Origin of the sequence: Thetidibacter halocola, from assembly GCF_018224955.1 — a bacterium.
Taxonomy (GTDB): Bacteria; Pseudomonadota; Alphaproteobacteria; order Rhodobacterales; family Rhodobacteraceae; genus Thetidibacter; species Thetidibacter halocola.
In genome coordinates, this window is record NZ_JAGTUU010000003.1 from 474,336 (window position 1) to 492,831 (window position 18,496).

The 18,496-nt window shown below is 68.3% G+C and carries 20 protein-coding genes; 6 read left to right on the plus strand and 14 right to left on the minus strand.

The window, feature by feature from the left end; translation table 11 throughout:
• Nucleotides 1-185: 185 nt before the first annotated feature.
• The 6 genes from KB874_RS09355 to KB874_RS09380 all read right to left on the minus strand — a co-directional run bounded on the left by KB874_RS09355 (nucleotide 186) and on the right by KB874_RS09380 (nucleotide 5,314).
• The gene (locus KB874_RS09355) at nucleotides 186-599 is read right to left on the minus strand and encodes a hypothetical protein (protein ID WP_212536296.1); all 414 of its coding nucleotides are present in this window, start codon (nucleotides 597-599) and stop codon (nucleotides 186-188) included.
• A gap of 267 nt (nucleotides 600-866) precedes the next feature.
• Complete coding sequence (locus tag KB874_RS09360; RefSeq protein WP_212536297.1) at nucleotides 867-2,051, minus strand: vWA domain-containing protein; 1,185 nt, start codon at nucleotides 2,049-2,051, stop codon at nucleotides 867-869.
• A 61-nt stretch (nucleotides 2,052-2,112) separates the two neighbouring features.
• On the minus strand, nucleotides 2,113-2,280 hold the full coding sequence (locus tag KB874_RS09365; RefSeq protein ID WP_212536298.1) for an apolipoprotein acyltransferase: 168 nt from the start codon (nucleotides 2,278-2,280) through the stop codon (nucleotides 2,113-2,115).
• Entirely contained in the window at nucleotides 2,277-3,665 is a 1,389-nt protein-coding gene (locus KB874_RS09370) for a DUF2927 domain-containing protein (protein WP_212536299.1), read from the minus strand. Before KB874_RS09370 ends, KB874_RS09365 begins: the two co-directional genes overlap by 4 nt.
• Nucleotides 3,665-4,120: a GNAT family N-acetyltransferase gene (locus KB874_RS09375; protein ID WP_212536300.1), complete on the minus strand. Its 456-nt coding sequence runs from the start codon at nucleotides 4,118-4,120 to the stop codon at nucleotides 3,665-3,667. The genes KB874_RS09370 and KB874_RS09375 overlap by 1 nt, the downstream gene beginning before the upstream one ends.
• A gap of 291 nt (nucleotides 4,121-4,411) precedes the next feature.
• Nucleotides 4,412-5,314, minus strand: a complete 903-nt coding sequence (locus KB874_RS09380) for an AEC family transporter (protein ID WP_212536301.1) — start codon at nucleotides 5,312-5,314, stop codon at nucleotides 4,412-4,414.
• A gap of 181 nt (nucleotides 5,315-5,495) precedes the next feature.
• On the opposite strand from KB874_RS09380, the gene KB874_RS09385 reads away from it, so the two are divergent.
• A complete protein-coding gene (locus KB874_RS09385; RefSeq protein ID WP_212536302.1) occupies nucleotides 5,496-5,972 on the plus strand; it encodes a VOC family protein in 477 nt (158 codons plus the stop codon).
• Here KB874_RS09385 and KB874_RS09390 read toward each other — a convergent pair.
• Nucleotides 5,969-6,808, minus strand: a complete 840-nt coding sequence (locus KB874_RS09390; protein WP_212536303.1) for an AAA family ATPase — start codon at nucleotides 6,806-6,808, stop codon at nucleotides 5,969-5,971. The genes KB874_RS09385 and KB874_RS09390 overlap by 4 nt on opposite strands.
• 175 nt (nucleotides 6,809-6,983) lie before the next feature.
• On the opposite strand from KB874_RS09390, the gene dksA reads away from it, so the two are divergent.
• The 4 genes from dksA to KB874_RS09410 all read left to right on the plus strand — a co-directional run bounded on the left by dksA (nucleotide 6,984) and on the right by KB874_RS09410 (nucleotide 10,849).
• Nucleotides 6,984-7,406 carry an RNA polymerase-binding protein DksA gene (dksA, locus tag KB874_RS09395; RefSeq protein ID WP_212536304.1) on the plus strand — a complete coding sequence of 141 codons (423 nt, stop codon included), beginning with the start codon at nucleotides 6,984-6,986 and terminating at the stop codon, nucleotides 7,404-7,406.
• Between the two features lie 79 nt (nucleotides 7,407-7,485).
• Nucleotides 7,486-8,652 (plus strand): FAD-dependent monooxygenase, encoded by a 1,167-nt coding sequence (locus tag KB874_RS09400; RefSeq protein WP_212536305.1) that lies wholly within the window; start codon nucleotides 7,486-7,488, stop codon nucleotides 8,650-8,652.
• A gap of 239 nt (nucleotides 8,653-8,891) precedes the next feature.
• The gene (locus KB874_RS09405) at nucleotides 8,892-9,860 is read left to right on the plus strand and encodes an XdhC family protein (RefSeq protein ID WP_212536306.1); all 969 of its coding nucleotides are present in this window, start codon (nucleotides 8,892-8,894) and stop codon (nucleotides 9,858-9,860) included.
• On the plus strand, nucleotides 9,857-10,849 hold the full coding sequence (locus KB874_RS09410) for a molybdopterin-binding protein (RefSeq protein ID WP_212536307.1): 993 nt from the start codon (nucleotides 9,857-9,859) through the stop codon (nucleotides 10,847-10,849). The genes KB874_RS09405 and KB874_RS09410 overlap by 4 nt, the downstream gene beginning before the upstream one ends.
• 77 nt (nucleotides 10,850-10,926) lie before the next feature.
• On the opposite strand, the gene infC is transcribed toward KB874_RS09410, so the two are convergent.
• Nucleotides 10,927-11,601: a translation initiation factor IF-3 gene (gene infC, locus KB874_RS09415; protein ID WP_428849240.1), complete on the minus strand. Its 675-nt coding sequence runs from the start codon at nucleotides 11,599-11,601 to the stop codon at nucleotides 10,927-10,929.
• Nucleotides 11,602-11,651: 50 nt separating this feature from the next.
• On the opposite strand from infC, the gene KB874_RS09420 reads away from it, so the two are divergent.
• The gene (locus KB874_RS09420; RefSeq protein WP_212536308.1) at nucleotides 11,652-12,812 is read left to right on the plus strand and encodes a hypothetical protein; all 1,161 of its coding nucleotides are present in this window, start codon (nucleotides 11,652-11,654) and stop codon (nucleotides 12,810-12,812) included.
• A 103-nt stretch (nucleotides 12,813-12,915) separates the two neighbouring features.
• Here the strand turns inward: KB874_RS09420 and KB874_RS09425 are convergent, their stop codons facing one another.
• The 6 genes from KB874_RS09425 to cysG form a co-directional block, all read right to left on the minus strand.
• A complete protein-coding gene (locus tag KB874_RS09425; RefSeq protein WP_212536309.1) occupies nucleotides 12,916-13,773 on the minus strand; it encodes a ferredoxin--NADP reductase in 858 nt (285 codons plus the stop codon).
• 93 nt (nucleotides 13,774-13,866) lie between these two features.
• Nucleotides 13,867-14,241, minus strand: coding sequence for a DUF934 domain-containing protein (locus KB874_RS09430; RefSeq protein ID WP_212536310.1), 375 nt, complete (start codon nucleotides 14,239-14,241; stop codon nucleotides 13,867-13,869).
• Between the two features lie 73 nt (nucleotides 14,242-14,314).
• Nucleotides 14,315-15,088 carry a phosphoadenylyl-sulfate reductase gene (locus KB874_RS09435; protein WP_212536311.1) on the minus strand — a complete coding sequence of 258 codons (774 nt, stop codon included), beginning with the start codon at nucleotides 15,086-15,088 and terminating at the stop codon, nucleotides 14,315-14,317.
• 4 nt (nucleotides 15,089-15,092) lie between these two features.
• Entirely contained in the window at nucleotides 15,093-16,760 is a 1,668-nt protein-coding gene (locus tag KB874_RS09440; protein WP_212536312.1) for a nitrite/sulfite reductase, read from the minus strand.
• Nucleotides 16,753-17,058 carry a DUF2849 domain-containing protein gene (locus KB874_RS09445; protein ID WP_212536313.1) on the minus strand — a complete coding sequence of 102 codons (306 nt, stop codon included), beginning with the start codon at nucleotides 17,056-17,058 and terminating at the stop codon, nucleotides 16,753-16,755. The genes KB874_RS09440 and KB874_RS09445 overlap by 8 nt, the downstream gene beginning before the upstream one ends.
• Entirely contained in the window at nucleotides 17,058-18,458 is a 1,401-nt protein-coding gene (gene cysG / locus KB874_RS09450; protein ID WP_212536314.1) for a siroheme synthase CysG, read from the minus strand. The genes KB874_RS09445 and cysG overlap by 1 nt, the downstream gene beginning before the upstream one ends.
• Between the last annotated feature and the right edge of the window lie 38 nt (nucleotides 18,459-18,496).

The following is an 18,496-nucleotide window of genomic DNA, read 5'->3' on the forward strand; positions in this document are numbered from 1 at the left end:
GCGCTGGGGCTATGGCCTGTTGCCCGACATCTTCTCCGTCATCACCATGAACCCGGAACTGCGCGTCAGGCAGGCGTCGCCGGCGGCCTTGGGGCCGGAGGAATTCCTTGATCCGGCAGAGGACGTTGCGGGCGCGGTGTGCGCACTGCTCTGGCAAGGGGCCGGGGTGCAGGACATGGACCCGGCTAGCCAGGCGCGACCTGCAGTTCATCAAGGTCCTCGTCGCCCGCGCCGATCCGCAATCGGGGCGTCCGAACGCCGCGCCCGGCGCCTTGCGCAGGCTGACCAACGCCGTCGAGACGGTGATGAACGCGGCGCTTCGGCGGATCATGGTGCAATTGCCGGTGGAGCAGGCGCAGTTCGGTGCGATCCCCGGTTTCGACGGGCGCACGGTTTCCTTTGCCGGCACTTTCACGCTGGACATGGACGGGCTTGCCGCGCTGGCGGCGGATTGCCAGGCCGCCGGGGCCGACGTGGGACAGGTCTGGGCGCAGATCGGTCGCGTTCTGAAAACCGCAATCGACCTCTGGGCGCTGGATGCGCCCTTGCGTGACGACCACGGCGCTGATCATCGAAACCTCGGGTGCGATCGTGGACATGACCAAGCTTCAGGTCCGGACGGAAGGGGCCACCGGGCAACGAGAGGATCCAGGGTCGACTCCTGCGGCGACCCGCTGGACAGCCTTTTCGACCGCGACACCGACGGGTTCGAGACGCTGGTCCTTTCGGACGGGACAGATACGACCTGTCTCTGCTCCGGACACGCGCCGGCGGCCCCGGACCGCACGGTGTTCGGGGGCTCTGTCCCCTGTCTCCCGTGCCGGGAGACTCCTCCGGGATATTTTTGGCGAGAAAAAGCGCCGGGGTCAGCGCGTGAGCAGACGCATGCCCCGGTCGATGCCCTCGAGCGTCATTGGCACCATGCGGTCGGCAAAGATCTCGCGGATCATCTGGATGCTCTGGGTGTATTGCCAGTGGCGTTCCGGCACCGGGTTGATCCAGAGATGGTCGGGCCATTGTTCGCGCGCGCGGGTCAGCCAGACCTGACCGGCCTCGGGGTTCCAATGTTCGCTGGCGCCGCCCGGATAGGCCACTTCGTAGGGCGACATGCTGGCATCGCCAACGAAGATGCACTTGTAGTCGGGCCCGTAGGTGTTGAGCACCTCCCAGGTCGGGGTCTGGGCGTCCCAGCGGCGGCGATTGTCCTGCCACACGCCCTCGTAGAGGCAGTTGTGGAAATAGTAGTGGCGAAGATGCTTGAACTCGGATCGCGCGGCCGAGAACAGCTCTTCGAGCACTTTCACGTAGGGGTCCATGCTGCCGCCCACGTCGAGGAACAGCAGCACCTTGACCGCGTTGCGCCGTTCGGGCCGGGTCTGGACGTCGAGATAGCCGTGCTCGGCGGTGGCGCGGATCGTGCCGTCTAGGTCGAGTTCCTCGTCGGCGCCGTCGCGGGCCCAGCGGCGCAGGCGTTTCAGTGCGACCTTGATGTTGCGCGTGCCCAGTTCCACGCTGTCGTCGAGATTGCGGAACTCGCGCTTGTCCCAGACCTTGACGGCGCGCTGGTGGCGGGACTCGGATTGGCCGATACGGATGCCCTCGGGATTGTAGCCATAGGCGCCGAAGGGCGAGGTTCCGGCGGTACCGATCCATTTCGACCCGCCCTGGTGGCGGCCCTGCTGCTCCTTGAGGCGTTCGCGCAGCGTCTCCATCAGCTTGTCGAAGCCGCCCAGCGCCTCGATCTGGGCCTTTTCCTCGGGCGTCAGGAATTTCTCGGCCTGCTTGCGCAGCCAGTCCTCGGGCAGGTCGATGGCCTGCATCACCTGTTCGACGCCGATCTGTTCCAGACCCTTGAACGCCTCGGCAAAGGCGCGGTCGAAGCGGTCGAGATGGCGCTCGTCCTTTACCATCGCCGTGCGGGCGAGATAGTAGAAGGCCTCGACGTCATAGGTGGCCAGGCCCGCGCGCACCGCCTCGAGGAAGGTCAGGTATTCGCGCAGGGACACCGGCACGCCGGCACGGCGCAGGGTTTCGAAGAATGGGACGAACATGGCGCCTTGGTAGCGCGAGGCGCGCGCCCGTGCAATCGCCGGGCGCGCCTGCCTATCGCGATCAGGCCAGCGACTTTTCCAAGACGATCGTGGCGATCAGTCCCAGGAGGCCGAAGAAGATGCCGTATCCCGCCGCGTATTGCAGGATGTCTGCCTTGTTGCCCTTGCGCCGGGCGGCCATCAGGCCGCCGGAAATCGCGCCGAGGATGACACCGCTGATGACGATCATAGTGCTCCATACCTCCGTTTGGCGGGGTTGAGGGTGGCGATCTCGCGCAGCTTGGCGCGCACCGCCCAGTCGGAACCGAAGCCGTAGCGCGCCCAGCCAAGGCTGTCCAGACGCACTTCGCGCGCCTCGGTGATGCGACCGGCAAGGTCCAGCGCCTCGGCCCGCAGCAGCATCAGCGTCGCCAGCAGGGCGGCATTCTCATAGCGGGCTGCGGTGTCGAGATGCGGCGTCAGCAGCGCCAGCGCCTCGTCGGCACGGCCGGCGGTGATCGCGTAGGCGGCAAGCTGCGAGGCGACGTAGGCGCGGTGCAGCGTGGTATCGGTGCGCTGGCCGAAATAGCGCTGCGCCAGCACGAACTGGTCCAGCGCGGCCTCGGGATCGCTGGCTTGCAGCAGCCGGCCCATCGCGAAATGAGAGAAGCCGCGACGGTGATCGCTCCAACCCATGGCCGAGGCGACCTTGAGCGCCTCTATGGCGGCGGCGCGGCGCTGGCCGGGATTGGCGCCTGGCCCCAGCGCGGTCTGGATCGCGTCGATCCAGACCCGCGGCGTGCGCGGCAGGCGCTGCGGCGGCAGACCCTCGCCGGCCGGGTTCAGCCGGGCAAGGATCGCAGGCAGGCGGTCGGCCACCTCGTTGCGCGACATGCCGTTGCGCAGCGCCGGGTCGTAATAGGCGCGCAGGACCAGCATGTCGAAGCCGGTCAGCACCGTGTGCACGTTGTCGTCGTTGAAGACGCTGTCGGGCAGGCGGTAGAGGTCGTTGAGCGGGCCGATCGCCTGGGCCAGTTCCTCGTGCAGGCAGTCGCGGGCTTCCTGGGCGCTGGAATCGGCTGGTATGAAGATCGCCAGCCGGTCCCGCCGGGTGAGCCGCGACCAGCTGACCCGGCTGCTTCGGCGGCTTGACTGGTATTCGCGCAGCGATCCGACATTCGGCACGACAAAGCAGGCCGCTTGTGGCAGCGCCTGGCGGATTTCGGCGCGGCTCACGGCCTGCACGGTGATGTTGGCCGAGCCCGCGTTGGTCAGCGCGATGTCGATGCCCGCCTCGGTCCGCAATCGGTGCAGCAGGCGGTTCAGATCGGCCACCATCGAGGCCGGCCCGGCCCCGGTGACGCGCACGGTGATCGGTTCCTCGAACCGGGTCAGCATGCCCAGCGAGCGGCCCGACTCCAGCGTGAAGGCCAGGTCGAGGAAGTCGCGCGCGATGTCGGCGTTCGATGCCACGGGCGGCGCCGGGCGCGGCACGGCGAAGGTCTTCATCGGGGGCAGGGCGCTTTCGCCTGGCATGTCGGCGGCGGCGCGGGTGGGCGTGTCGCGCGAGGCGACGGGCATGCAGGCGCCAAGCAGCAGGACCAGCGGCAGGACAAGTCGACGGGCCGGGCGCATCACGGCCTCTGATACTTGATGAAGGGCGTCTCGATGCCGATCCGGTCATAGAGCTGCCGGGCGGTGGTGTTGAAGGTCTGCGTCAGCCAGTAGACCGTGGGGGCGCCCGCGGCATCGGCGCGGGCATAGACCGCCTCGATCAGCGCGCGGCCCACGCCCTGGCCCCGGACCTCGGGGATGGCGTAGAGATCCTGGAGGTAGCAGACATCCTCGATCCGCCAGCAATGGCGGTGGAACAGGTAATGCGTCAGCCCCACCAGCCGACCGTCCTGTTCTGCGACCAGACCGTTGAAGTCGCGCGTGTCGTCGCCCAGAAGGCGCCCGAAGGTCGATGCATAGACCGCGTCCGGCACGCTTGTCTCGTAGAAGGCCAGGTAGGCCTTCCAGAGTTCGCGCCATTGCGGTTCGTCCTCGGCACGCAGTGCGCGCACGGTGAGAGCCGTCGGTTGGGACATGGGGTAAGCCTGCCTGCTCTTGTTATCCGGTTGCTCGAGGCTCCGGGTTTTTTCTGTCCTCTGTGGGGATACTATAGGGCAAAAGCAGGAAATCTGCACAGACCGGGAACGGGGGCGCGCTTTTTTTCGATCAAGCTGCGAAAGGTAGCCGCAACCAATTGATTAACAATGGGTTAACCTGTGCTTTTGTGCAACAATTCGGCCCCCTTGGCGGGATTGTTGCGCAGTTAAAGGGGGCGGAAAAGCGGCGGTTGGCTGCGGCTTTGTGGCCGGATCGGCAACGATGCGGCGTCAGGCCAGCGCCGCCAGCGAGACCAGCGACAACAGGCTGGTCCAGACGATGACCGGCGCGATGGCCCGCGTGTCGATCCTGTAAAGCAGCGCCAGCGCAAAGGGCGAGGCACCCGAGGGGCCGGCGGCGGTCAGCAGCAAAAGCGCGCTCCAGTCGGGCGGGGCATCGACGGCGCCCAGGGCCAGCCAGATCAGCGCCGGAAAGGCGAGCAGTTTCAATCCGGCGATGGTGGCCACCGTCCGATCGGGACGCAGTGGCGTGGTCGACAGGATCACCCCCAGGGCGAACAGCGCCATCGGCGCCGCGCCACCCCCGGCAAAGCGCATCGCGGTCAGCGCGGGATCGGGGATCTGCAGGTGCAGCAGGGCAAAGACCAGCCCTGCCAGGATCGCCAGCAGCACGGGGTTCAGCGCGATGCGGCGCGCGGTCCGCCGCAGGCCGGTACCGCCGCGGGTCGACAGGTCGGTGGTGACGATGAAGAAGCTGAACCAGATCGTCGCGTCCACCGCTACCACGGCCGACACCGGCCCGGCCCCGGCCTCGCCATGGATCAGCTGCGCGATGGGCAGGATGTAGAGGAAGGAATTGACGAAGATCACCGCCATGCCCAGCAGCCATGCCTCGGCATGGGGGCGGCGCAGCACGATGCGCGCCAGCACATAGGTGGCGACAAAGGCCACCACCTCGCAGGCGAAGTAGACCGCCATCGTGGCGAAGGGAAAGGTGGCGAAGTCTATCCCGGCGATCATCGGAAAGATCAGCGGCGGTTGCAGAACGAGGAAGGCCACCCGGTTCACCGCCGCCGCCTCTTGCAGGCTGATCAGCGCAAAGCGTCCCAGCAGGAAACCCAGCGCCGGCATGGCGAAGATCGGCAGGATGTCGTGGATCAGGATCGTGAGCATGGCGGGCCCTGGACTGCCCCGTGGTCAGAGCATGACGCGCCGCCGCGTACAAGGGCGCAGCCTGCCGGACGCCCCGGCTGACGCCCTGCGGGCGCAGCGGCCCGCCCTCCAGGCCGCGCGCCGCTTGCATCGTGCCCCTGCCGGGCGCAGGCTGGCCCGCAATAGGGCGGAGGATGCGGCGATGCAGACGGCGAAGGTCATCACCTGCCTGTGGTTCGAAACCGAAGGGCTGGAGGCGGCCCGTCTGTATTGCGGCCTGCTGCCCGGATCGGCAATCCTGAAGGTCGAGCGGTTCGACCATATGCTGACCGGCGAGATCGACGCCGTCCTTGTGATCGACCTCGTGCTGGCGGGAACGCCGGTCCGGATCCTTCAGGCCGGCCCGCACCAGCAGCACACCGACATGGCCTCGATCTCTGTCACGACCGAAGACCAGGCCGAAACGGACCGCCTGTGGCAGGCCTTGGGCGCGGGCGGCAAGGAATACCCGTGCGGCTGGCTGGCGGACCGCTGGGGCATCCGCTGGCAGATCGTGCCACGGCGCGTGTCTGAGATGACCGCGACCGGTGACAAGCGCCGCATCAAGGCGATGATGCAGGCGATGTTGGGCATGACCCGCCTGGATATCGCCACGCTGGAGGCGGCGTTCGATGCCTAGCGCTCGCGCTTGGCCATGAAGGCGAGACGCTCGAACAGGTGCACGTCCTGCTCGTTCTTGAGCAGCGCGCCATGCAGTCGGGGCAGGGCGCTTTTTGCGTCGCGCCTGAGATCCTCGGCGGTCAGGTCCTCGGCCAGCAGCAGTTTCAGCCAGTCCAGCACCTCTGAGGTCGAGGGCTTTTTCTTGAGGCCGGGCTGTTCGCGCAGCTCGTAGAATTGCGTCAGCGCCGTGGTCAGCAGCTGTTCCTTGATGCCGGGGTGATGCACCGCCACGATGGCCCGCAGCGTGTCGGGATCCGGAAAGCGGATGTAGTGGAAGAAGCAGCGCCGCAGGAAGGCGTCCGGCAGTTCCTTTTCGTTGTTCGAGGTGATGATGACGATGGGGCGGTGGCGCGCCCGGATCGTCTCGCCGGTCTCGTAGACGTGGAATTCCATCCGGTCGAGTTCCTGGAGCAGGTCGTTCGGGAACTCGATGTCGGCCTTGTCGACCTCGTCGATCAGCAGCACCACCTTGCCGTCCGCCTCGAAGGCCTGCCAGAGCTTGCCCTTGCGGATGTAGTTGCGCACTTCGTTGACCCGCTCGTCGCCCAGCTGGCTGTCGCGCAGACGCGACACGGCATCATATTCGTACAGCCCCTGCTGGGCCTTGGTGGTGGACTTGATCGACCATTCGATCATCGGCAGGCCCAGTGCGGCAGCCACCTGGCGGGCCAGTTCGGTCTTTCCGGTGCCGGGTTCGCCCTTGACCAGAAGGGGCCGTTCCAGGGTGATCGCGGCATTCACCGCCATCGTCAGATCGTCGGTCGCCACATAGCTGTCCGTGCCGTCGAATCGCATTCGCCGCTCTCCTCACAAACCGTTTCAGACAAGCCCCGAAATCGCCGTTTTCTGCCCCTATTGTGTAGTGACAATGCGGGGGGCTTGGTTTAGACGCTGCCCGCAGGGGTGCCAGATATCTAAGGAAATTGCCATGCCGGATATTGGCCATGACCACAGAGCGGATGGGGAGCAGATGAAAGCGGAATCATTTCTTCCGGACGACTATCGGCCGGCCGAGGACGAGCCCTTCATGAACGAGCGGCAGACGGAGTACTTCCGGCGCAAGCTGCTGGCATGGAAGGCGGACCTGCTGGCCGACAGCCGTGACACGATCGAGGGGCTTCAGGACTCGACGCGCAACATTCCCGACGTGACCGACCGCGCCAGCGAGGAAACCGACCGCGCGATCGAACTGCGCACGCGCGACCGCCAGCGCAAGCTGGTGGCCAAGATCGACTCGGCGCTGCGCCGGATCGACGAGGGCGAATACGGATATTGCGAAGTGACCGGCGAGCCGATCAGCCTCAAGCGGCTGGACGCGCGCCCGATCGCCACCATGAGCCTCGAGGCACAGGAACGCCACGAGCGCCGCGAGAAGGTGCATCGCGACGACTGAGGTGGCCGCAGCGGCGCCTTGACCGAAGAACCGGACGCCGGGGCTTGCGCCCCGGCGTTTTGCGTTTCAGGTAGGCGCGATGAACAGCGATCACGGCATCATCGTCCTGGGGGGCGGCATCGGCGGGTTGGCGACGGCGCTGGCGCTGGCGCGGCATGGCGCACGCGTGACCGTGCTGGAACAGGCCGAGGCGATCACCGAGGTCGGCTCCGGCATCCAGGTCTCGCCCAACGGGTTGCGGGTGGTCGAGGCGCTGGGACTGGGAGAGGCGTTTCGCGCCGCCTCGGTCGCGGGGCGGGCGGTCAGCCTGCGCGACCACGCCTCCGGGCGCGAGGTGCTGCGCCTGGACCTGGCGGGTCTGGCCCCGGGGCAGGAATACCGCTTTATCCATCGCGCCGACCTGGTCGACCTGCTGGCCGGGGCCGTGCGTGCGGCGGGGGTGACGATCCGGCTGCTGCAAAAGGCGGTGACGGTCGAGCCGGGCGCGCCCGCCCGCGTGCATCTGGCCAATGGCGACACGACCGGGGCGGGGCTGGTGATCGGAGCGGACGGGCTGCACTCGGTGGCGCGGGCGGCGCTGAACGGCACGATCGCGCCCTTCTTCACCGGGCAGGTGGCCTGGCGCGCGCTGGTGCCCAATGACAGTGCGCATCCGGCCGAGGCGAGGGTGCATATGGGGCCGGGCCGGCACATGGTGAGCTATCCGTTGCGCGGCGGCGCGCTGGTCAACCTCGTCGCGGTCGAGGAGCGCCGCGACTGGGTCGAGGAAGGCTGGAGCCGCATGGGCGACCCGGCCGACCTGCGCGCGCGCTTTGCCGGGTTCAAGGCTTTGGCGCCGCTGCTGGATCGGGTCGAGACGGTGGGTGTCTGGGGCCTGTTCGGGCATCCGGTCGCGGCGCGCTGGTGGGGCGAGGGCGTGGCGCTGCTGGGCGATGCGGCGCATCCGACGTTGCCGTTTCTGGCCCAGGGCGCGAACATGGCGCTGGAGGATGCCTGGACACTGGCCGCCTGCCTGGCCGAAGCAGAACAGGCGCAGGCGCTGGCGCACTACCAGGCGCTGCGGCGTGATCGGGTCAGCCGCGTGATCGCCGCCGCCAACGGCAACGCCTGGAAATACCATTTGCGCAACCCGCTGGTGCGGGGCGTGGCGCATCTGGGGCTGGGTGTGCTGGGGCGGCTGGCACCGGAACGGATGCTGCACCAGTTCGACTGGATCTATGGCCACGACGTGACGCGGTCGGTGTGATCCAGCGGTGTGCGCGATGCGCACGCAGTCCCGCCTCGGCCCTCCTCCTGTCCTCCTCCCGTGGCCGGGAGGAGGAACCGCGTGGCGGCCGACCCCGTTCCTCGCGCCTTGCGCAGGCGTCCACCAAAGCAGCACTTGCCTTCGCCGCCCGCCCGGCGCGATCCTGACGCGGGCTGCAAATCGGCTTGCATCCGTGCGGGCGGGCTGGCTCATTGGACGCAGGGCAGAGGGGGAACGCCATGGAAACGGCCGACAGGATACCGGAACAGGCTCTGGCCTGGCATGACGCGGGCATCGGCGCCGCGCTGGCCACCGTCACCGAGACCTGGGGCAGCGCGCCGCGCCGCGTGGGCTCGCAGCTGGCGATTTCGGGGCAGGGCGAAATCCAGGGTTCTGTGTCGGGTGGTTGCGTCGAGGGCGCGGTGATCGTCGAGGCGCTCGAGGCGCTGGAAAAGGGCGAGGTGCGCGAACTGGAATTCGGCGTCTCGGACCAGGATGCCTTTGCCGTGGGCTTGGCCTGCGGCGGCACGATCCGCGTGCTGGTGGAACCCGTGGGCAGCGTGTTGCCCGAGGCGATCCTGCGCGATCTCTGCGCCGCCCGCGCCGCACGTCAGCCGGTGGCCTATGTCGCTGACCTTGACAGCAGCGCCCGCCGACTGGACCGCGCGGGGCATGAAACCCGCTTCCGCATGGACCGCTCGGGGTTCGAGGAGGACAGTCGCACCTTTGTCGCCATCCACAACCCCCCGCTGAGGCTGATCGTGGTGGGCGCGGTGCATATCGCGCAGGCGCTGCTGCCGATGGCGCGGATCACGGGCTATGACCCCACGGTGATCGACCCGCGCGAGACCTTTGCCAGCCCCGCACGCTTTCCCGGCACACCGCTGCTGCATGAATGGCCCGACGAGGCGGTGGATACGCTGGGCCTCGACACCCGCACGGCGCTGGTGCTGCTGACCCACGATCCGAAACTCGACGACCCGGCCATCGAGCGCGCGCTGCGCTCGGGCTGTTTCTACATCGGCGCGCTGGGATCGACCCGGACCCATGCCAAGCGCGTCGCGCGCCTGGCCGATGCCGGTTTCACCGAGGCCGAGATCGGCCGCATCCACGGGCCCATCGGTCTGGATATCGGCGCCGCAAGTCCTTCGGAGATCGCGGTTTCCATCTTGGCCGAGATGACGCGCGTCCTGAGGAAGGGCGCATGAAGTTCGGCCCAGTCCCGCTGGACGCGGCCGCAGGCGCGGTGCTGGCGCATTCCGTGGCGCTGGCCAAGGGGCGGCTGCGCAAGGGGCGCATCCTGTCGGCCGAGGATCTCGCTGCGCTGCGCGACGCGGGCCTGGCCGAGGTCACCGTCGCGCAGCTGGAGGCCGGCGATCTGGACGAGGACCGTGCAGCCGAACGGCTGGCCCGCGCCGTCGTGCCCGACCCGGAGCGCGCCGGGCTGCGGCTGGGCGCGGCCAGCACGGGGCGCGTCAACATTCATGCCGAGGCGCCCGGTGTGGTCGAGGTCCTGGCTGACCGAATCCACGCGCTGAACGCGCTGCACCCGATGATCACGGTGGCCACGGTCCGGCCCTGGCAGCGCAGCGAGGCGCGCGGCATGATCGCGACCGTCAAGATCATCGCCTATGCCGTGCCCGAGGCCGCGCTCGAGGCGGCCTGCCTTGCCGGCCAGGGCGCGCTGCGTCTGCGCCCGGTCGTCTGCCGCAGCGCGCAACTGATCCAGACCGATGTCGACGGGACCGAGACCGGGGAAAAGGGCCAAGCGGTGACGCAGGGGCGGCTTGACCGGCTGGGGGTGAGCCTTGCGCCGCCTAAGGTCGTGCCGCACCGCATCGCGCCACTGGCCGAAGCCATCGCCGCCAGCACCGCCGATGCCATCCTGATCCTGACAGGCTCGGCCACCTCGGACCTGCATGACACCGCGCCCGAGGCGCTGCGCCGCGCCGGCGGGACCGTCACCCATTTCGGCATGCCGGTCGATCCCGGCAACCTGCTGTTCTTTGGCGATCTGAACGGCCGGCCGGTGATCGGCCTGCCGGGTTGCGCGCGCTCGCCGGCGCTGAACGGAGCCGACTGGGTTCTGGAACGGCTGCTGTGCGGCGTGCCCGTGACGCCGGGCGACATCGCCGGGATGGGCGTGGGCGGGTTGCTGAAGGAGATCCCGCTGCGCGGCCGCCTGCGCGAGGGCTGAACGCACTGAAAAAACGTCGCGAAAACAAAAGGGCGGCTCGATGGCCGCCCCGTGTCCGTCTCAGTCAAGGGAGAGGGTCATTTCGCCGTCGGGCCGATCATCATGACCATCTGGCGCCCTTCCATCTTGGGCATGTTCTCGACCTTGCCGATTTCCTTGACATCTTCGGCCACGCGCTCCAGCAGATCGCGGCCCAGGTTCTGGTGCGCCATCTCGCGTCCACGGAACCGCAGGGTGATTTTCACCTTGTCGCCGCTCTCGAGGAAACGCATCACGTTGCGCATCTTGACCTCGTAGTCGTGAATGTCGGTTCCGGGGCGGAACTTGACCTCCTTGACCTCGATGATCTTCTGGTTCTTGCGCGCCTCGGCCTCGCGCTTCTGCTGTTCGTACTTGAACTTGCCGTAATCCATGATCTTGCAGACCGGCGGCGTCGCGTTGGGCGAGATCTCGACCAGGTCGAGCCCGGCCTGTTCGGCAAGCTCCAGGGCGCGTTCGGGCGTCACGACGCCGACATTTTCGCCTTCCGCTCCGATGAGACGGATTTCCGGGGCCCGGATGCGATCGTTGATGCGGGGGCCGGTGTCGCGCGTGGGGGGCGCGTTATGAGGTCTGCGGGCTATGGTTTCGCTCCGATTTGCTGTTTCGATCAGGTCGGCAAAGTAAACTTGGCGCGGCGGTGATTCAAGCGGCAAATCACCGGGCAAACCGGGCCTGAATGGGGGAACCCGCTTGCGGTTCCGGCGTTTCATCCCCAGATGAAGCGCGAGTGCCGGGCACAGGCCTGGCAAGAAGGAGTGACATGATGCGCAACGTGATCCTCGTCGTCGTCGCGGCGTTTGCGGCGGTCGGCGGATATCTCTGGTATAGCGGCCAGCAGCCCGAGAAGGCCGTGACCGAAACCGGCGAGGCCATCGACGCGCCGACCGCGCTTGGCAGCGCGGAAAACGCCGTGGGGGCGGCCTCCGAGGCGGCCGAAGAGGCTGCGGCCGAGGTCGAGGAAGCTGCCGAGACGGCAGCGGATGCGGTGCAGCAGCAGGTCGAGACCGCGCAGGAGGCCGTGGCTGGCGCCACCGAGTCCGTGCAGCAGCAGATAGACTCGGCCGCGCAGGCGGCTGGCAATGCTACCGGTGATGCCACGGCAGCCGCTGTCGCAGCGGCGGCAGTGGCGGCGGGCGTTGCGCTGGCCCTCGCCGACAAGGCGGAGGATGCCGCCAAGGAAACGGCGAACGCGACCGCGGGCGCTGCGACCGATGCGGTCGGAGCCGTGACCGAGGCCGTGAAGCAAGCCGCCGAGGGTGCACAGGCTGTTGTTGAAGGCACAACGGCAGAGGCTGCGCCGGAGGCTACTTCAGAAGCAACGGCAGAGGCCGCGCCGGAAGCCGCCCCCGAGGCGACGGCTGAAGCTGCGCCTGAGGCGACCGCAGAGGCTGCGCCGGAGGCCACGGCAGACGCAGCGCCGGAGGCTTCCGCAGAAGTGGCGACAGAGGCCGCGCCGGAAGCCGCCCCCGAAGCGACGGCTGAAGCCGCCCCCGAAGCGACGGCAGAAGCTGCGCCCGAGGCTACGGCAGAGGCTGTGCCCGAGGCGACGGCAGAGGCTGTGCCCGAGGCGACGGCAGAGGCTGTGCCCGAGGCGACGGCAGAGGCTGTGCCCGAGGCGACGGCAGAGGCTGCGCCCGAGGCGACGGCAGAGGCTGCGCCCGATGCGACGGCAGAGGCTGCGCCCGATGCGACGGCTGAAGCTGCCCCCGAGGCGACGGCAGAGGCCGCACCGGAGCCGACCATCGAGGAACTGCTGACGGTCGAGGGTTTCGACTTCGACAAGCTGGCCGAGTATATCGACCAATCGGACCTGGACATGGTGGCCAAGGCCGGCGCCAAGGCCCTGCTTGATCAGGTCAAGGACAGTCCCGATGGGCTCGAGGCCGTTCTCGAGCAGCTGCGCGCCGCGCTGAACCTCTGATCCGGACAACTCGGCATGGAAAAGGGCCGCCTGCATGGGCGGCCCTTTTCGTCCGGCCAAAGCGCGGCCAACCATGGGGCTGGGCGTGGCCCCGCCCACGCGCTTAGTCCAGGAACGCCTTTTCCACCACGTAATGCTGCGGCTTGGAATTCGCGCCCTCGACCAGGCCGTATTCCTCGAGCATCGCCTTGAGTTCCAGGTTGAAGGCGAGGTTGCCGCAGATCATCGCCCGGTCGGTTTCCGGGTCGAGCGGCGGCACGCCGAGATCGCGGAACGCCTCGCCCGAGCGCATCAGGTCGGTGATCCGGCCCATCTTGGCGCTCTCTTCCCGCGTCGTGGTCGGGTAATACTTGATCTTCCTCCAGAACCCCTCGCCGATCACCTCGTTGAGCAACTCGTCTTCCTTGAGGCTTTCGATCAACTCGCGACCGTAATCCAGTTCCGCCGCCTCGCGGCAGGTGTGGGTGATGATGACCTCGTCGTAATCCTGGTAGGTCTGCGGTTCGCGCAGCAACGACGCGAAGGGCGCGAACCCGGTGCCGGTGGCAAAGAACCAGATGCGCTTGCCGGGCAGCAGCGCGTCATGCACCAGCGTGCCGACCGGTTTCGGGCGCAGGATGATCTCGTCGCCGGGCTGGATATGCTGCAGCCGCGAGGTCAGCGGGCCGTCGGGCACCTTGATCGAGTAGAACTCCAGTTCCTCGTCCCAGCTGGGCGAGGCGATGGAATAGGCACGCAGCAGGGGCTTCTCCTTGCCGGTCTTCTCGTCCGGGGCCATCAGCCCGATCATCACGAATTCGCCCGAGCGAAACCGCAACGAGGCCGGCCGCGTGACGCGGAACGAGAACAGCCGATCGGTCCAGTGGCGGACCTGGGTCACGGTCTGGGCGTCGGGAAGGGCGGGGGCTTTTGCGGCGGCCGCGGTCGCGGATGCTTGGGTCACGGGTCTCAACTCTGTCATGTCTGTCTGCCGGATGAATTAAACCGGCACCTCCGTCATAGCTTTGATCCAGGTCAGGCGGAACCCGGCTTTGGTCCGGGTGCGGCGATCGGCTCAGGCTGTGCCGCGCAGCCGCGCCTGGTAGTCATGCGCGCGCCAGTCGGCGCGGAACAGCCACTGGTCCTCGGGCTGGCGGGCGGCCAGCGCCTCGTCGATCTCGACCTCGTCGAAGCCGGCACGGCGGGCCATCGCATACTGGTCGGCGATGATGTGGCCCGAGGCGCGCAGCCGCCCCTGATAGCCACGCATGCGGAGCAGCCGTGCGAGGGTGAAGCCGCGCCCGTCCGAGAAGCTGGGAAAGGCGATGCGGATCAGGTCCGCGTTCTCGCGCCCGGTCAGCGTGGCGGGGTCGGTGTCGGAGGGCAGGTCGAGGATCTCTCCGGTGAAGTCGTCGTGGGCAAACCCCCGGTCGGTGACGATGGTGCTCATGGCGTGGTCCTTTGATGACAGTGCGGGCGCGGGAGGTCCGCCCTGCGGGATTGCTGCGGCACGGGGCACGCGATCAGGCCTTTTGTCGGACGGCGCGGCCATTCTCGAAATGGATGCCGCATTCTTCCTTGGCCTGGCCGCGCCAGCGCCCGGCTCTGGGGTCTTCTCCCTCGGCCACGGGCGTGGTGCAGGGGGCGCAGCCGATGCTGGGAAAGCCGCGCGCCACCAGCGGGTGCCGGGGCAGGCGGTTTTCCTCCATGTAGGTGCGCGTGTCTTCGCTGCCCCAGTGGGCCAGCGGGTTGACCTTGATCCGGCCCGTCGCCGCCTCGAGTTCGAAGAAGTCGAGCGTCGCGCGCGTGCCGGATTGGTAGCGCTTGCGCCCGGTGATCCAGCCGTCGAAGCCTTGCAGCGCATGCTCCAGTGGCTCGGACTTGCGCAGGGCGCAGCAGGCATCGGGGTCGGAAAAGCGCAGCGCGCCGTAGGGGTCGCGCGTTTCGACGGCACTGTCTGCGGCGCGGATGATGCGCACATCTGTCAGGCGCAGGCGTTCGGCCACTTCCTGCTGGTAGACCAGGGTTTCGGCGAACAGCAGCGCGGTGTCGATGAACAGCACCGGCGTGTGCCGGTCGACCATCGCCACGAGATGCAGCAGCGCCACGGATTCCGCCCCGAAGGACGACACCATGGCGATGCGCCCCGCCTCGGGATCGCGCAGCGCGCCCTGCAACACGGCGGTCGCGCCGTGATGCCGGTAGCGGGTGTTCAGCGCGGCGACCCGCTGCCGGAGCGCCGCGCTGGCGTCACCCGTGCCTTCGGGGAGCGTTTTCTGGTCAAGATGAAGGGTCATCCGGTCACTCTGCCGCCACGCGGCTCTCTTGATCGTAGAGCGCGGCCTTGAACGGTGCCATGCCAAGGCGGCGGTAGGTTTCGAGGAAGGTTTCCTGCTTGCCGTCGCGATGTTCCAGGTAGGCGCCGACCAGCCGCTCGATGGCGGGCACGATCTCGTCCGCGCCGAATCCCGGCCCGGTGCGGTCGCCCAATGCGGCAGTCTCGGTGTGGTCGCCGCCCAGCGTGATCTGGTAGGTTTCCACGCCGGCCCGGTCGAGGCCCAGGATGCCGATATGGCCCACGTGGTGATGGCCGCAGGCGTTGATGCAGCCCGAGATCTTGATCCGCAGCGCGCCGATCTCGTGTTCCAGCTTCAGTTCGTCGAAACGGGTCGCGATCTGCTGCGCCACGGGGATCGAGCGGGCGGTGGCCAGCGCGCAGTAATCCATGCCGGGGCAGGCGACGATGTCGCTGACCCGGCCGATATTGGCGGTGGCGAGGCCATGCGATTTCAGCCGGGCGTGGATCTCGGGCAGGTCGGCCTTGTGCACATGCGGCAGGATCACGTTCTGGTCCTGGCTGATGCGCAGTTCGTCGTGGCCGAACTGCTCGGCAATGTCGGCCAGCACCCGCATCTGCGCCGAGGTCGCGTCGCCCGGCACCGCGCCATGCGCCTTGAGGCTGACCTGGACGATGGCATGGCCCTCGGCCCGGTGCTCTGCGAGGTTGGTGTCGGCCCAGGACCGAAAGACCGGATCGGCCTCGTAGGCGCGCTCAAAGGCCGAAACCGGGCGTTTCGCGAACGAAGGCGGGGTAAAGGCGGCCTTTATCGCCTCGAACAGGGGCACGTCGATTCCCGAGAAGGCGGCCCGGGTCTCGATGAACCGCGCCTCGACCAGCGACCGGATCTCGTCCATGCCGTGTTCGTGCAGGGTGATCTTGATCCGCGCCTTGTACTTGTTGTCGCGCCGGCCCAGCAGGTTCCAGACGCCGACCACGGCCTCGATATAGGGTAGCAGGTCTGCCTGCGGCACGAAATCGTTGATGACCTGGCCAATCATCGGCGTGCGGCCAAGACCGCCGCCCACCAGAACCGTGTAGCCGATCGCGCCGTCGCGCTCGACGATGCGCAGGGCAAGGTCGTGCGCGGCGGTCACGGCGCGGTCATTCGGAGAACCGGCCACGGCGATCTTGAACTTGCGCGGCAGGAACTGGAATTCCGGGTGGTCGGTAGACCATTGCCGGATCAGCTCTGCCACCGGGCGGGGGTCGGCGATCTCGTCGGCGGCGGCGCCGGCGAACGGGTCGGCGGTCACGTTGCGGATCGTGTTGCCGCTGGTCTGGATGGCGTGCATCTCGACCTCGGCCAGCGCGTCCAGGATGTCGGGAACGTCCCGCAGCGCGGGCCAGTTGAACTGGATGTTCTGCCGCGTGGTAAAGTGGCCATAGCCACGGTCCCAGCGCTCGGCGATCTCGGCCAGGCGGCGCATCTGCCGCCCGTTCAGCGTGCCATAGGGGATCGCGACCCGCAGCATGTAGGCATGCAGTTGCAGGTAGAGACCGTTCATCAGGCGCAGCGGCTTGAACTCGTCCTCGGTCAGCGCGCCGGCGATGCGGCGCTCGACCTGGGCGCGGAACTGGCGGTTGCGCTCGGCCACGAAAGCCGCGTCGAAGTCGGTATAGTCATACATTCTGCGTCTCCTGCGGAACGCGCGCCGCCTCGGACGGGCCGGAGCGGCGGAATTCCTCGCGGAAATGGGTGGGCTCAGGGCCTTTCGGGCCCGGTTTCACATCGGCAAGATAGGTGCCCACGATCTCGGAGGCGCGGCGCGCGGCATCCAGCAGCCGCATCTGCGCGTGGGCCTCGTCGGTCAGGATCTCTGCCCGGGACAGGTCGCGGGTCCAGCCGTCGTCTTCGGTCAGGTAGATCACGTCGCCTTCCAGCAGCGCGTTGCCGGTCACGACCTTGGGGGTGAAGCTGCGGGACATCAGAGCGCCTCCTGTTCGCGGGCCTGGATGGGGTGGGTGGCGGCCGCGGCGTGGCGCGGCGCAAGACCGAGAAGGGTCAGGGCAGGGCCGGTCAGCCCGGCCTCGGTGATGCGCGCGGGCAGGTCGCCCAAGGTCGCGGTCACGATCCGCTGGTCGGGTCGCGAGGCATTCTCGACCACCGTGACGGGCGTCGACGGGTCGGCGCCGTGCATCAGCAGCCGCCCCTGGATGAAGCGCGCGGCCTTCTTGCCCATGTAGATCGCGGTGACCTCGCCGGCGCGGGCAAGGCCACGCCAGTCGTGATCGGCAAAGCCCATCATGTCGTGGCCGGTCATCAGGCGCACGTCGTCGTTGCGGCCACGGCGGGTCAGGCTCTGCCCGATGGCGGCGACCGAGGCGCTGGCGGCGGTGATGCCGGGCACCACGTGCCAGGACAGGCCGGCCGCCTCGACCGCCTCGATCTCCTCGTCGAGGCGGCCGAAGACGGTGGGATCGCCGCCCTTCAGTCGCACCACTTGCGCGCCCGCGCGGCCATGCGCGACGATCATCGCGTTGATCTCTTCCTGCGTGGTCGACGGGCCGAAGCCTTCCTTCCCGGCGGGGATCAGCAGTGCCTCGCGACGGGCGAGTTCGAGGATCTCGGCGCCGACCAGCCTGTCGTGGATCACCACGTCGGCCTCGTCCAGCGCGCGCCGCGCCTTCAGTGTCAGCAACTCGGGGTCGCCGGGCCCCGCGCCAACAAAGGCGATGTGGCCGGGGCGCCCGGCGCGGGCGAGGTGGCGGTCGAGCAGTCCGTCCAGTGCCTCGCGGGCAGACTCCTCGCCCTCGGCGATGGCGTGCGGACCGTCGCGGAAATACCAGTCCGACCAGAAGTCGCGGCGCGGGCGGCCATGCGGCAGGGCCTCGGCCATCTTGCGGAACGCCTTGCCGATGCGGGCGAGCAGCCCCAGCGTGATGGGCAACCGCGCCTCGAGATCGGCCTTGATCGCACGGGCCAGCACGGGGGCCGCGCCCTCGGTGCCGATGGCGATGGTGACCGGGTCGCGGTCGACGATGGCAGGGGTGATGAACTGGCTGTCGGCGAGGTTGTCGACGATGTTGACCAGCGCCCCGTCGGCCCGGGCCAGTGCGGCGGTGCGGGCATCCTCGGCCTCGTCCTCGTCGGCGCCATAGAACAGCACCGCGCAGGTGGCGTCGCCCGGTTCCATCGCGCGGCGGACCAGCCGCAGGCGGCCGGACTCGGCCCAGGCGGCGATCTGCGGGTCGGCCTCGGGGGCGAAGACTGTCAGGTGCGCCTCGGTTTTGAGCAGCAGGCGCAGCTTGGCCAGCGCCGCCTCGCCGCCGCCGGACAGGACGACGCGGCGGCCAGCGAGGGCGACGAAGATCGGGAAATGCTGCATCGGGGCGACTCCGGCTGGTTGTTTCCTGCGCTATAGAT